The 14,164-nt window shown below is 46.3% G+C and carries 14 protein-coding genes; 9 read left to right on the forward strand and 5 right to left on the reverse strand.

What is annotated here, in order from left to right:
* The first annotated feature begins 35 nt into the window (after positions 1–35).
* Positions 36–479 carry an FAD synthase family protein gene (locus C0068_RS07650; RefSeq protein ID WP_103683904.1) on the forward strand — a complete coding sequence of 148 codons (444 nt, stop codon included), beginning with the start codon at positions 36–38 and terminating at the stop codon, positions 477–479.
* Positions 480–708: 229 nt separating this feature from the next.
* Here C0068_RS07650 and C0068_RS07655 read toward each other — a convergent pair whose 3' ends face one another.
* The gene (locus tag C0068_RS07655) at positions 709–1,494 is read right to left on the reverse strand and encodes a response regulator transcription factor (RefSeq protein ID WP_103683905.1); all 786 of its coding nucleotides are present in this window, start codon (positions 1,492–1,494) and stop codon (positions 709–711) included.
* Positions 1,495–1,865: 371 nt separating this feature from the next.
* On the opposite strand from C0068_RS07655, the gene C0068_RS07660 reads away from it, so the two are divergent.
* The 4 genes from C0068_RS07660 (at position 1,866) to C0068_RS07675 (ending at position 7,113) form a co-directional block, all read left to right on the forward strand.
* On the forward strand, positions 1,866–4,298 hold the full coding sequence (locus tag C0068_RS07660; protein ID WP_103683906.1) for a TonB-dependent receptor: 2,433 nt from the start codon (positions 1,866–1,868) through the stop codon (positions 4,296–4,298).
* A gap of 109 nt (positions 4,299–4,407) precedes the next feature.
* Complete coding sequence (locus C0068_RS07665; RefSeq protein ID WP_103683907.1) at positions 4,408–5,340, forward strand: DUF7064 domain-containing protein; 933 nt, start codon at positions 4,408–4,410, stop codon at positions 5,338–5,340.
* Between the two features lie 47 nt (positions 5,341–5,387).
* Positions 5,388–6,560 (forward strand): phosphotransferase family protein, encoded by a 1,173-nt coding sequence (locus C0068_RS07670; RefSeq protein ID WP_103683908.1) that lies wholly within the window; start codon positions 5,388–5,390, stop codon positions 6,558–6,560.
* Positions 6,550–7,113, forward strand: a complete 564-nt coding sequence (locus C0068_RS07675; protein ID WP_103683909.1) for a hypothetical protein — start codon at positions 6,550–6,552, stop codon at positions 7,111–7,113. Before C0068_RS07670 ends, C0068_RS07675 begins: the two co-directional genes overlap by 11 nt.
* Before the next feature lie 122 nt (positions 7,114–7,235).
* Here the strand turns inward: C0068_RS07675 and C0068_RS07680 are convergent, their stop codons facing one another.
* The 3 genes from C0068_RS07680 to C0068_RS07690 all read right to left on the reverse strand — a co-directional run bounded on the left by C0068_RS07680 (position 7,236) and on the right by C0068_RS07690 (position 9,841).
* Positions 7,236–7,970: a DUF481 domain-containing protein gene (locus C0068_RS07680; protein WP_103683910.1), complete on the reverse strand. Its 735-nt coding sequence runs from the start codon at positions 7,968–7,970 to the stop codon at positions 7,236–7,238.
* A 72-nt stretch (positions 7,971–8,042) separates the two neighbouring features.
* Positions 8,043–8,867 carry a mechanosensitive ion channel family protein gene (locus C0068_RS07685; RefSeq protein ID WP_103683911.1) on the reverse strand — a complete coding sequence of 275 codons (825 nt, stop codon included), beginning with the start codon at positions 8,865–8,867 and terminating at the stop codon, positions 8,043–8,045.
* A gap of 179 nt (positions 8,868–9,046) precedes the next feature.
* Positions 9,047–9,841, reverse strand: coding sequence for a glucose 1-dehydrogenase (locus C0068_RS07690; protein ID WP_103683912.1), 795 nt, complete (start codon positions 9,839–9,841; stop codon positions 9,047–9,049).
* 196 nt (positions 9,842–10,037) lie between these two features.
* On the opposite strand from C0068_RS07690, the gene C0068_RS07695 reads away from it, so the two are divergent.
* From C0068_RS07695 to C0068_RS07710, 4 genes are all read left to right on the forward strand, one after another.
* Positions 10,038–10,514 carry a hypothetical protein gene (locus C0068_RS07695; RefSeq protein WP_103683913.1) on the forward strand — a complete coding sequence of 159 codons (477 nt, stop codon included), beginning with the start codon at positions 10,038–10,040 and terminating at the stop codon, positions 10,512–10,514.
* 76 nt (positions 10,515–10,590) lie between these two features.
* Positions 10,591–10,857 (forward strand): DUF4404 family protein, encoded by a 267-nt coding sequence (locus C0068_RS07700; RefSeq protein ID WP_103683914.1) that lies wholly within the window; start codon positions 10,591–10,593, stop codon positions 10,855–10,857.
* A gap of 76 nt (positions 10,858–10,933) precedes the next feature.
* Positions 10,934–11,476: an O-acetyl-ADP-ribose deacetylase gene (locus C0068_RS07705; protein ID WP_103683915.1), complete on the forward strand. Its 543-nt coding sequence runs from the start codon at positions 10,934–10,936 to the stop codon at positions 11,474–11,476.
* Entirely contained in the window at positions 11,467–12,219 is a 753-nt protein-coding gene (locus C0068_RS07710; RefSeq protein WP_103683916.1) for a DODA-type extradiol aromatic ring-opening family dioxygenase, read from the forward strand. Before C0068_RS07705 ends, C0068_RS07710 begins: the two co-directional genes overlap by 10 nt.
* A gap of 549 nt (positions 12,220–12,768) precedes the next feature.
* Here C0068_RS07710 and C0068_RS07715 read toward each other — a convergent pair.
* Positions 12,769–14,112 (reverse strand): IS1182 family transposase, encoded by a 1,344-nt coding sequence (locus C0068_RS07715; protein ID WP_103682823.1) that lies wholly within the window; start codon positions 14,110–14,112, stop codon positions 12,769–12,771.
* Positions 14,113–14,164: the final 52 nt, after the last annotated feature.

Here is a 14,164-nt window from a genome sequence, read left to right on the forward strand (position 1 = left end):
CGCTAATATTTATTTTATGAGGAATTAAATAACATATGATTGTATATACCGTAGGAACGTTTGATTTGTTACACGTGGGGCATCTTGCTTTACTGCAGTACTGTAAATCCTTGGGTGGTGTGTTAGCTGTTGGTGTTGCGTCAGATCGTGTGGTGAACTCATACAAACCCAGCGTGCCTGTTATTCCTCTAGAGCAAAGAATGGAAATGCTTAGGGCGTTGAGCTGCGTGGATATTGTGCAGTCCTACGATGAACTTGAGTATGTGTCGGGCTGCAAAGATGTGAATGCGGATATTTTTGTGATAGGCGAAGACTGGGGGAATAAGCCTCATAATCTCGCAGTAGAGTCCTATTTGAAATCAGCCGGTAAGCAGATCAAACAAGTGCTTTATAATCCCCGTACCTCATCAACTACAATAAAGAAAAACGTGGTGGCTCAAACGTATAATGTAAAAAGTTTAAAAATGGCGGTTGCGTAGCGGTATTTACTATGAGTGTCTTATAGGGTTATTTGCAGAGCTAAGAAAGTAGAATAAACGGCGCCATGCTTATATTTCCATCATTATTAACGGCGACTTTAGCTGGGGCTTTAACGGTCACGTCTACTCAAATCTACTTGAAAATAGACCCATGGCAAGTGCCAAATCGGACTTTTATGTGCCATTGCGACCAGCTAGATATGGGTGTGTAAGCTGGCTAATACGGGTTTTAAAAATTACGATCCTCGGGGTGCAGTAGAGATTTTATTCGTCCTCCGTTTAGTGTCGCAATTAATTCTGTTCGGCTTCTAACGCCAAATTTTTGGTAAATTCGTCTAAGATGGTTTTCTATCGTGTAGTTGGACAGCGATAGTGTGCTCGCAATTTGCTTGTTACTTTTGCCTTGCACTATTTCAAAAACCACCTGCTGTTCCCGTGGGCTTATATCCGGCGCGATATCTTCCATATTATGTAATGATGATTCTGTAATACATTCAGTGCGTAAGGTATTGATAGAGCTTTCTAATATATAGTCGCTACTATCGGACATCCAGTCCTCCATTGCAGACAAGGATTGTTCTACGCAAAGATTTTTTCGTTCCTGTAGCATCTGCATGCCAATGATTAAGTGTAGGTTTTTGCTTAGCCGGTGAATCATGCATGCTGTTTGTCGGTAACCGTAATGGCCAAGCCCTCGCCAATATATATCGCTAGGGTCTGATTTGGCGGGAAGATTATGCTTTATATCATTTTCCTTTATTTTCACTTTCACGGCGGTGGCATCTAGAGTCTGAGGTTCTGCCATTTTTTGTAGAAAGGAGTCGACTTTATATAGGCGAAGCCGGTAGTCATCCATGGCTTCAGCTTTGGTATGGCGTTGGTATAAAAAACTAATCGCCTTGTCGTCATTCTGGCGCTTGTCAAAAATAAAAAGCGATATGCCATCGGCCTTTGAGTGATTTAGCACTCTTTGAGCGTGGCTGTGGTTACTCATTTCAAAATTATTATTATTCATTGCGCAATACCTTTTTATTTGTCTAAGGTTAATTGTCTTAGATTACGCGTCAATACGTACTTATGGCTACATTTGATGTCATTACGGTTGTCGGATTGATCCGATAATGACCACTATTTTGCTCCTATTCCGTTAGAGAAAATATGACGGATTTCCGTCTATGTACGTTTTCAGGGCCTATTGCTACCTTAAATGCAGTCCTGATAAGCGTGAATGTCTGCCAATTAATATAAGTCCATGGCGTCTGAAACCCTAATATTCGGCGAAATAACTCTAATGTAACGCGAGCGAACAATCTTAGCAGTTCTGTGCGACACGGGCATCTCGTGTGATTTCTACAGGGTCAAACTGCATTAATCTGAGGGTAGTACATGAATAAGTATTTTATTAAACGTCCTATTGCCATAGGTATTGCTAGTGTAACAATGTTTGCTACAAATGGTTACGCTGCGTCAGTGCTAGAAGAGATCATAGTTACCGCTAATAAGCGTTCCGAAAACATCAATGATGTTGGTTTGTCTATTTCTGCCGTTAGTGGCGATCAAATGTCTGAGCAAAAGCTCAGCTCACTTGAGGAAATCTCGTCGGTGGTGCCAGGCTTGGTATTTTCGTCTAGCACCTCTAATACGCCCATATTTACTTTGCGTGGTATTGGGTTCAATGAGCAGAGTTTGGGTGCGTATCCCGCAACCAGTTTATATATAGATGAAGCGCCGATGCCGTTTCCCGTTCTGGCCAGTCATGCTGCGTATGATTTGGAGCGTGTGGAGGTATTGAAAGGTCCGCAGGGAATTTTGTTTGGGCAAAACTCTACTGGCGGTGCTATTAACTTTATTTCTGCCAAACCCGGACAAGAGTTTGAGGCGGGCGCTGACGTATCAATAGGTAACTATGCCAGAAAAGAGCTAAATGGGTTTGTTAGTGGCCCGTTAAGCGACACCGTCGGCGCGAGACTGTCGATGACGTCATTACAGGCAGATGAGTGGCAAAAGAGCTCTTCTAGAAATGATAAAAATGGTGCGCAGGATTACTTTGCGGGTCGTTTGATTGTCGAATTTAACCCCACTGACCGCTCTGCTTATATGTTTAATATAAACGCTTGGCAGGATGATAGTGACCCGCAAGCGCAGCAATACATAGCATATAACCCTGCGATCACGGTAGATGGTGCGACAGGTAATCCGCCGGGTACATTGGCTGCAATTAATGCGCAGAAATTTAGTGCTGAAGATACAGAAGCTGCTGACTGGTCTGCTGATACACCGCCGTCTTCTGCGCGAGACTTTTATCAGCTTGTCGCGCGTGGCGACTGGGACCTTAGCGATGAAATGACATTAACAGCGTTGACTACCTATCAGGAATTTGAACAAACACAGGATACTGATGGGGATGGTTTGCCCCTAGTTTTATTTGATTTAGCTGACAGCTATGGCGAAATTGACACTTGGATTAGCGAGATACGTTTGTCCTCGGTTAACGCAAGCACTAAGTGGGTTGTCGGTGCCAATATCGAGGAAAGTAATACCGCCGAAGATCAAACCCTTAGGTATGTTGACTCTACCAACTACACCGATCAAAACGCCTATATAAATACCAGTGGAATTTCCTTGGCGCAGGACATTTCAACCTATGCTATGTTCGGCAATCTTGATTACAGCCTAACAGATCAGCTTACTGTCAAGGTCGGTGCGCGATATACAGACTCAAGTATTAAGGTGAATAGCTGTAACTACGCGGCGCCAAATATGACAGGCGCCATTGATGCGGGTGACGGCGCAAACACTGCAACCTTATTTAATAGTCTTGGTAATGCGCTGGGAACAGTACCTTTCACGCCGATTGGTATTAATGGCTGCTATACGCTTAATAATAATGGTGTTCCTGGTGACCCTTACGTCGATGAGTTAAGTGAAGATAATGTCTCTTGGCGCCTAGGTGCGGATTATGGTCTTAGTGACGACACACTGGTTTACGTCAATATATCTAAGGGCTATAAGTCCGGAAGTTATCCCGCTCTCGCAGCCGCAAACTTTTTTCAGTTAGATCCGGTAACTCAGGAATCTGTTCAGGCCTACGAAGTGGGTGTGAAAAGTTCTTTGATGGACAATAGGGTTCAGCTCAATGGTGCTGCTTTTTACTATGACTACAAAGACAAGCAGTTAAGAACCAAAATCTTAGACCCTATTTTTGGCTTCCTTGATACTCTGGACAATGTTCCAAAAACTGAAATTTACGGCTTTGAGACAGATATAACCGCGCAGGTAACAGAAGGTCTTCGCTTAACGGCCGCGCTTACCTATTTGCAGTCAGAGGTTAAGGATTACAAAGGCGTTAGCTTTACTAGCGAAGCGATTAGAGACGGCAGTGGTGCCTTGGTGTTGGCAACGGGAGAAGAAGATTTCTCTGGAGATCCCATCCCGTTTACGCCAGAGCTAACGTACATGCTCGATGCTGAGTATACGATGGTGCTCAGCGGTGGCGCAGAAGTTTACGCCGGTGTAAATCTTAACGGTCAGTCGGAGTCCGATGCCGCATTTGGTGGTAATCGCTTAAGTTATACACCTTCTCAACAAGCCGGCGGCGCTAGAGCAATCAAAGATAAGTTTAATGAGATGGACGCTTACAGTGTTGTTAATGCGCGTATGGGCTACCGTTCCGACGATGGCACATGGCGAGTGACGCTATGGGGCAAGAACATCTTTGATGAGTACTACACGACTAACGTCATAGCCTCTTCAGATACCTCAGCTCGCCTTACCGGTCGGTCTAGAACCTTTGGACTAACGGTCGGCTACTCATATTGATACAAACTTAAGTTTAGACCCGGAAGGCCTCCCACTGGCGGCGCTCAAATAGTTCGAGTGCCGCCCTTTTTAACGGCTTCCTTATATACGTTTAGCGAGGAAACGAATAATGACCGAATATACAACAGAATATCTTAGCGAAAATATAGAACGGTATATTCCAAACCCAGATATTTACAAATGGAATCAAAGTTACTATTTCAATTTTTACGACAGAGAGCAAAAGACCGGCGGATTTTTCCGTATTGGCATTCTGGAAAATGTTGGTGAGATAAATTGCTTCGCCATATTCTTTAAAGACGGCAAGCCTCTGTTTACTCGAATCAATATGAATCTGCCGTATACGGCAGAACGTTTAGATCCTGGTATTACCGTCGCCGGTATCACTATGCGTGCAACGAAATCCCAACAAACCGCAATCGTTAAAATAGAAACTGATGATTTTAATGCGGAATTGGAGTGGGATTTAATTCACCCTATGGGTGACAGCATTGCCCTTAGTAAGTGCGGTGAGGGCGATGCCATTGCCAAAGAGCTGACCTATGTTCATCCCGAAGGATTTTGCCGAGTAGTCGGCGACATCCATCTTCGTACTGGCGAAACTATTCATATCAACGATAAAGGTTTTCGTGATCTGAGTGTTGGCCCACGAAATTGGACGGGTTTGATTCATTATAGACTCGCTTGGCCTATTTTCGATAATGGTATTAGCTGCGTCGCAGTACACGGAATTACTACCCACGGTGATAGCTATCAAAAAATATTACATGACGGTGAACGCTGGTTGACCTTAGAAAAAGTCGAAGAAACCATTACCTATGAAGACGACGATATCGGCTTCAAACATGTGCATTGGAAGGTCTGGGATGAAAACGGCAAGCTCTATGAGTTTACGGGTGTTCCGTTATTTCGTTGGCAGTTCCCCTACGACTCATTCATGTTTGTTGAGCAAATGATGGAGTACACCATGGCTGATGGCACCAAAGGTTATGGCATGGGAGAAGGCGGATTTAGTTTTCCTTGGCAGGGAAATGGCAACTAATAAAGCGGTGAAATCAGGTCTAAGTACCTCAGGCAGGAAGATAGATAATGGATACGAAAATAGCAGAAATTAGTAATATGCTCATTGAGCCGCGCATGGTCTATATTCTAGAGCGCAAACTGCGTCGCAGTAAATTTGGCCCCTACAAACCTAAAACGACGGCGGAAATTGAGCAAAGTTTAAAGCAGTTATTTGAAGCCGAAGGCATGAGCGAGATCGCCATTAGCGGTGTCAAGCGCATGACAGGTGGCGCGTCTAAAGAACAGTTTCTTTTTCAGTTGCAGCACAGTGGTCTCGATGGTCCTCAAGGCTATGTGCTACGTATGGACCCTCTTGAGGGCATTGTAGAAACCTGCCGGTTACGAGAAGCAGAGCTGCTTCGGGCGCTGGCGGGTAGCTTCCCAGTGCCAGAGATCTTAACAGTTGACGCTGAAGGCGACTTGCTGGGAAGCCCCGGCTTAATCACAGGTTTTGTTTCTGGTGTAACCAAACCTACGAGTTTAGAGGGTCAGAGTGTGTCAGGCATAGGCTCCAGTTATGGGCACTACGCCGAGCTTATCGCCCCGCAGTTTTTGAATATTTTGGTTAAGCTTCACTCTTGGCAGGGTTGGAGAAATGCAGCGTTGCCGAATTACGTCATACCTAAAGGTAACACTGCTGAAGCTGCGTTATACCAAGTTAATTTATGGGCTCAAACATGGCGGCAAGACTGCGTTGAGCCCGTTCCGATGGTGACCTTGACTGAGCAATGGCTTCGTGAAAATGCGCCGGTATGTGAAGAGCCATGCCTTGTCCATTGTGACTATCGTGTCGGTAACTTTATGTTTGAAGAGCCATCTGGTGAAATCACCACCATTCTCGATTGGGAGCTAGCTCACTTTGGCGACTTTCACGAAGATCTTGCATGGATTTTGCAAAAATTGTTTGGCACGTGGAATGCTCAAGGACAATTTTTGGTGTGTGGCTTAATGGAGAGAGAAAAGTTTATTTCGGAATACCAGCGACTTTCCGGCCGTGAAATTAAGCCGGATGTTTTGCGTTACTACGAAGTACTTAATGCGTGGAAGTGCGCGGTGATGGATTTATCCAGTGCCATTATTGCGGGCCAACGTGCAAATAATCACCAAGACCTTCTTATAACATGGTTGGGTTCAGCCGGTGCTGTGTTTTTAGATCAAATCGAAATGTTGCTAAGAGAGGAGTTGCCAAATGCTGCCTGATATTTCTAACAGAATTAATAATCTCAGCAAGGCATTGGAAACGGTAATTATGCCGGCGATTCCTACCGAAAATAGTTTTGCCGCCGAGCAAGCCGCACTGATGCTTGGTCATCTAAAAATGCTTGATCAGCAATGGGATTTTGCCTATTTGTATGAGAAAGGTTCATTCGACAATATGCTCGCGCTGGCAGCTAGGCTTGAGCAGCTAGCGTTGGGTGGCAGTGAAAGTAAAGCTGCTGCAGTACAATTAGGCGCACTGCTAGCTTCGCTGCCAGAGATACTTCCTCTTACGGTAAATACTGTTAACGACCTGACCAAAAGTTTAGGTGTTGCCGTTGATAAACTGATTGTTGCCGCATATAAAGATGGCAGTGCTGAGTTTAAAGCCGCGATGCTCAATAGTATCCTTGATTACAATCATATTCAGTGTACGAGAGAGCGAACGTGGTTTAAGGCTAATAACCTCGACCCTGATGTGAGGGGCTTGCCGTCAATGGATGAGATGCTAAATTCAAAGGAATTTAGTTATTTTTCGGTAAGTGACGCTAAGTAATTGGGGGAATTGATTATTGTAAAATTAGCTAGCAAGAGAAGTATAGGGGGCAGTTGCCCCCTATATCGACGTACTACTTTTAATACTTTGAGTTAATGCGTCTTTCAGTAGTGAGTATTAATTTAGAAGCTGTAAACCACCGTTATGGCAGTTTCACGGTCTAAATGCACAGTGTCATTAGGCACAATTTCATTGTATTCCATGGTGTAGCTGATCTTTAAACCCAGACCACCGACAATTTTGGTTTTCAATGATGTGATCGATTTTGAAACGGTATTTTCATCGCCGCTCTCTACCGTCAGTTTTTGTTCGAAGGTCGCGGTTTCAGACAGCGCCCAAGCAAAGTCGGTAGACATACGCAAAATCGCTTCGGTAATTTGGCCGTCGCCGGCATCGCTGGCGGTTTCAAATTCGCTTACACGAACACCGGGGCCGACTTCGGCGTCCCATGTTAGTTTTTCGTTTTTCAATAATCGACGACCGTAACCGCCAGCCACAGTAGCCTGATAGACAAAACCGCTAAAGCGGTCTTTATCGCCGGATACATAGCCAAAGGTATAATTAAATTCGCTGAAATCGTAAGCGAGACGGTTGCTAATAAAATAACGCTCGGCAGATCGTACGCCGGTAGTTTCGCTATTTTGTGCTTCGGCTGCGACGTCGTAAGTCCATTGGCCATTGCTGCGCTTGGCATTTGCTTTGCCTATAACACTGGATTCTTCGGTATTACCTTCTTGTTGGTAGTAGCCGAATTCTACATCGCCTTTCCAAAGTTTAGTCGCTGCGTCTTGGGCAAATGCGCTATTTGCCGCCACGGTGGCAGCAATGGCGACCAGAGTGTTTTGAAGATGCTTCATTGTTTTCCTTACTTAAGTATTAATAAAACTATGTATCACAGAGCGCAGTTGCGCTCTGCTTTTGCCAAATAATTAGTCTTCCTTGTGAAAGTGCACGTCCATTTGTGGGTAAGGTATGCCCACACCGGCAGCGTCAAATTCATTTTTAATGTCTTCGGTTAGTTTCCACCGTGTTGGCCAATAGTCCGCCGTTGCGACCCAAGGACGACAGATTAAGTTTACAGAGGAGTCGCCTAGTTCAGATACCGCAATGGTGGGTGCGGGATCTTTAAGGATACGTTCATCGGCCTCAACTAGTTTTTTCAGTATGTCTTTAGCAACGCGCATATCCGCGTCATAAGAAATGCCAACGATTAAATCAATACGACGGCGGGGCATCACGCTGTAGTTAGTGATGGCGTCTGACATGACTTGTGAGTTGGGGATCACAATGCGTTTGTAATCGCCAGTTAGCAATATGGTGGAAAACAGGCTGATGCTTTCTACTGTGCCAGAGCAGCCGCCCGCATCAACCCAGTCGCCAACGCGGCAGGGACGAAAAGCAATAAGCAGTACACCAGCGGCGAAGTTGGCCAAAGAACCTTGTAATGCTAAACCGACGGCTAAACCGGCGGCACCCAAGGCAGCAATGACGGAGGCGGTTTGAATGCCAGCGTGGCCCAATGCCGGTATGGCAACCAAGGCAAAGAGAATGCAAAACACCAATTTAACAATGAAGTTGGTAAGAGTGGCATCAATACTTCGCTTTGCCATTGCTGTGCGAACTAGTCCAGAGGCAAATTTAGCGATCCAGTAGCCGACCAGTAACATGGTTAACGCGGTGGCGGCGCGGAGACCGATGGCGGCTGCATCTGGCGCGTATTGTGCGATTAATTCTTGTATTGCTTTGGAGTCCATAAATATCTACCCGTGATGGAGTGTTTGGGATGAATGTGAAGTTTGCTACGCAAATTGATGATCAGCGGATGAAATCAGCACAATTATAAACATGGAGAGGGCGCCAACCACAATGGCAGCAGGCCTAAATGGCCTGCTTGCGGGCTTGCTTAATGGATGGTGGATAGAGCGTTGCGCAATTAGAACGGCCAGGTCGTCGACTCTGCGCCGCCGTCAACTTCGATGATTTTACCGGTGACCCAACGCGCCGCAGGTGAGGCTAGATACAGTGCCGCGGCGGCGATATCTTGTGGTTCACCCAGTGATTTCATCGGGGTGAGAGCGGTCATTTTTTCTTGTACCTCGTCATTAAGGTACTGCGCTAATGCCTCGGTAAGTATGGTGCCAGGCGAAATGCCGTTTACGCGAATGGCGGGGGCGAAGTCTGCCGCAAGCAGTTTGGTTAATTGCTCAAGAGCGGCTTTTGCGGTGCCGTAACTGCTAAATCCCGCTTGTGAATAACGTGAGGAGGCAGAAATAATATTGATTACCTTGCCCTTGTTCTGCACTAAATAGGGGTGGCAGAGGCGGGTGAGGTTAAAGGCGCTGGTGACATTGAAATTAAAATCGCGATTAAAGGTTTTCGCCGTGGTCTTGAGGGGATCATTGGGATAAGCCCCGCCAGCATTGTTAATCAATATACTGATTTTGCCAAAGGCTTCGGTGCTTTGACTCACTAGCGCGTCAAGGGCGCTTTCGTCGCTTACATCGCAGGTCAGGGCAATGGCATTTGCAGTGCTGTTTGGGTGGTGTTCGCGCAGAGCAGCATTGCACAGAGCGGCAGTTTCGTCGATGTCGGCTTGGGTTCTTGCGGCGCAAACAAGTGATGCGCCGGCTTCGGCAAAGGCAATGGCGATGGCGCGGCCAATGCCGCGTCCGGCACCGCTGACTAAGGCTACTTCACCGTCGAGTGAAAATAATTGCTGAATGCTCATGGAATTATCCTAGTCCTGATGATGTTGTTATTTTGATTTTCAGTCTCCTTAGTGGCACTGCTGTGGTCAATGACTAAAGCGGTCGTTGCAATGACGTTTTAGGTGCAGGCAAATGCAAAATTAGTGGGTGTAAAGTCTTTTAATGATAATCATTATCATCTAGTATCTCCTGCATAGAAAATATCAGGAGGTGAATATGGCGATGCAATTTTTGTGTTCTACCCATCGGCAGCAGTTAAAGCGCAGCAGAGTGGTGGCGGAGAACCGCTGGGATGAGTGGATGGAAGCGGGGCGTGAAGCCTTTGCGCAGCGGGATTGGCAGGCAGCCTTGAAGTATTTGGGCTGTAGTTTTGAATTGAGTGAGATGCTCCTGAATAGCGAAGCCTTGCCCACCTTAAGCAATGTTGATCGCTATATGGTGTCGGGCCATTTTTTGGCAGAGTGTTTTGGCCGCTGCCATGATCGCTGCTTGCAACGTCATTGTCTGTTGGCGGTACATCACCATTTGCTCAAGGTGCTGCGCAGCCCACAGGGGCGCGGTTTGTCACTGCAGCGCAATGTTGAAATCTCTCTGCAGATGTTGTCTCGACACTATGAGGCCGCCGGTGAAGAAGAGATGCTGCAAGCCTGTTATCAAGAAAGTATGCGATTGCTAAAACACAGCTACCATTGATGTGCACTTGATATCTGCGGCTGTGCGTATTGGATCAGACTTGCTATGCTCAAGGGGAACATAGCGGAGAATAGCAATGGATCCAAAACACTTGCACGAACAATTAAAGCAGCTCCAGATCGAAATTGACGCGCTAGCGGTTGACGATGGAAACAGGGCTAAATTGCACGCCTTGGTTGACGATATTGACCGTGAATTGGGCGTTGGTCCGCAATTTGTCCTTGAAGATACCAATTTGCAGGATAGGCTAGACGAGTTGGTTTCTGGCTTTGAGGTAGAGCACCCCACCGTTGCAGGGATTTTGAAAGATATTATGGTGAAGCTCGCCAGCATTGGCATCTAGCTGCTTACTGGATGTGTATCGCCATTAATAATGCCCATAGTGGCTGCTTAAGCAATGTGGACGAGCTAGGTGGCCGGTGACGAACTTTAGTCTTTTTCAAGGTGATATTTGCCGCTTACCAGTGGATGCCATTGTGAATGCCGCGAATAACAGTTTGCTTGGTGGCGGTGGTGTCGATGGCGCTATTCACCGTGCTGCGGGGCCTGAGTTATTAAATTATTGCCGAACCTTAAATGGCTGCGACACTGGCGATGCCAAAATCAGTCCGGGGTATTTACTGCGGGCGCAATATGTCATTCACACCGTAGGCCCAATTTGGCGCGGCGGTGCTGAGGGCGAAGCCGCGTTGCTGGCATCTTGCTATAAGCGCAGCCTTGAAATTGCCTGCCAATATCAACTCAAAACCCTAGCTTTTCCTGCTATTAGCTGCGGCGTGTACGGCTACCCCAACGCCGCCGCGACGAAGCTTGCTATTGCCGCACTATTCGACAGTTTAAGCTCCAAGCAAAATACCCTTGAGCAAATTGTTTTGGTGGCATTTAGCGATCAGATGGCAGCATATTGGCAGGCCGGCTTGGGTGCACAGAAGCTGAATTGGAGTCACTACAAATGTCTATAAATTCAAAGGCGACCGCTAGCACTGAGCCCCTGGCGCCGGTGCTTTTTATCCCCCACGGGGGTGGGCCGCTTCCCTTATTAGGCGACCCAGGACATCGTCAATTGACGGCATTTTTAAAAAATTTGCCTTTGCAGCTCGGCAACCCAAGCGCGATAGTATTGATCAGCGCACATTGGGAGACGGCACAAGCGACCGTCACCGCTAACGCGCATCCTGATCTTATTTATGATTACTATGGTTTTCCTGAGGAAAGTTATGCCCTGACATATCCCGCAGCCGGTGCCCCCGCATTAGCTGCTACAGTATGTGAGCTATTAGATGCGGCGGGTATTCCCGCGGCTATTGATTCAAATCGCGGTTTTGATCACGGCATGTTTGTGCCGCTAAGTTTGATTTATCCCAAAGCAGATATTCCCTGCATCCAGCTTTCTCTAATCAATTCCCTCGACCCAGCGGTGCATACTGCCTTGGGCCGCGCCCTAAACGCATTGCGCCAACAAAATGTGCTGGTGATAGGTTCGGGTTTGTCATTCCATAATTTACGGGCCTTTGCCCACCCTGACGCGGCGGTGCGCGCCGTGGAGTTTGATGATTGGCTGCTTGAAACTTGCACTGACGCGAGTCTGAGTGCCTCGCAGCGCGAGCAGCGTTTAATCAATTGGGCATCGGCACCACAGGCGCGATTTAGTCATCCCAGAGAGGAGCATTTGCTTCCCTTATCGTTATATACATTTAATATATAAAAAATGTTGCTATATTCCGATGGTCTGCAATTATTGTTTCATTGAAGTAATTGGTGTTGGCTCATGCTATGTAAAGTTGCGAAATTAAGCGATTATTCATATAGGGGGCAATTATTTGAAATCCTTTGGGTAATATTGGATAAGCAATCGTCGCCTCCAATTTTACCATTGATGTATACGACATATTTGTCTCAATTTGGTGTTGTGTATGACGCAGTAGAGATGGAGTCTAGAGTTGAGCAAGAAAGGGGGCGAAGGTTTCAGTCGCGAGATATTTCGGACACCACTATACGATCGTATGTTTATGCTCTATCTAAATTTTTGCAGTATTTAGATGAATGCGAAGTTCTTTATAAAACAAGAAGCATGCATGCTTCTTCAGATCCCTGACAAACCCCCGTATTTTTACTGGGGTTTGTCGTTTCTACGGCTCGTTCTCACACAGGCATAGAATTTAGGCGATTCCCCAAATTAATCACCAAGGTGCTTAAATCGCCTTCTAGTCGGCTTTTAGGGTGCTAATTCAGAGGTTTTAAACGACAAAATGGCCTACGCTGCCATCAGTGCTATCTTTTTAATGTTTTGGGCGGCAGCTACCAATAAACATTGGCCTTGAACACGGTTTAATCCTTTATAACGTGCATAGCGGTAACCATGAAGCTGTTTTGCATCTGCAAAACTTCGCTCAACGGTTTCTTTTCGCCTCTTATAAATAACTTTCCCTTCTGATGTTAGCCTGTGCTGATTAATCCGCTCCTTGCTCGCTTCCCAAACATGGCGGGTAACCGTTTTTACCTGCTTTGCGTTCCTGGTACAGCGTGATAGATGCTCACAGTGTTGGCAAATACGTGGATCTGACTGGTAGTGGCGGTAACCTTCCCGATTAGTGGTTTTATAGATGAGCTGTTGACCCGCTGGGCACTTGTAGGTATCGCTATCGGCATCGTATTGATATTCACGTTTGTAGAAATAACCTTTCTTATGCGTGGGGCGGCGATAGCCCATTACACCGTACAGTCCTCGATCTTCAATGCCTTTACAAACGGCTGAGGTGAAGTATCCCGCATCTAGTCCTACTGCTTCTACTGGTAGGTCAAAGCGCTTAATTTGCCGGTCTAGCCGCTTCAGGTAAGGCACACTGTCATGGATATTCCCCGGCGTAACGTGAACATCGGTAACGATGTTGCATTTACCATCGACTGTTCGATGATCTAAGTAAAAGAACCCTTTAGGCTTTTCATCTCGTACCATGTAGCCACTGTCGGGGTCGGTAGTGCTTTTATTTATTTCTCTGGTGACTGGCGCTTTCGTTGTCGGCGCTAACGGCTTTTTTCCGTGGCGTAATCTGTCCTCCTCTACAGCGCTATCAAGCGCATCCATGTAATCTTGACGAGAGGCGGCGACCTGAACTTTGGTTTTCTTGTGTTTATTGGCGTTGGCTTTTAGGTGGGTCGAGTCGGTGAAGAGGTGCTTTCCTGATACCAGTCGTTTTGATATTGCCTGCAAAACGATTTCATCAAAGATTTGTTGGTATACACCTGACTCATTAAACCGCCTGCGACGATTTTGACTAAATGTAGAGGCATCTGGGATTTTGTCCGTTAAGTTTAAACCTAAAAACCAACGATAAGCGACGTTCACTTGCACTTCGCGAACCAGCTGGCGCTCACTGCGAACACCGAATAAGTAGCCAACTAACAACATCTTAAAGAGTAGTGTTGGATCTAAAGCTGGTCGCCCGTTATCAGCACAGTAGAGATCTTTGACGAGATCATGAATAAAGCTGAAATCGATATGTTTATCGACTTTGCGCAGCAGGTGGTCTGAGGGGACTAGCTCGTCAATACAGACGAACTCCATCGAGGATTGGGTTTGCGGTCGAGTATTTAGCATGCCCCATTATAAAAAATCCTCGCGCTTTGGCGAGGACTTTGTCAGCAGTCTG

Origin of the sequence: Zhongshania marina (genome assembly GCF_002915595.1) — a bacterium.
Lineage (GTDB): Bacteria > Pseudomonadota > Gammaproteobacteria > Pseudomonadales > Spongiibacteraceae > Spongiibacter > Spongiibacter marinus_B.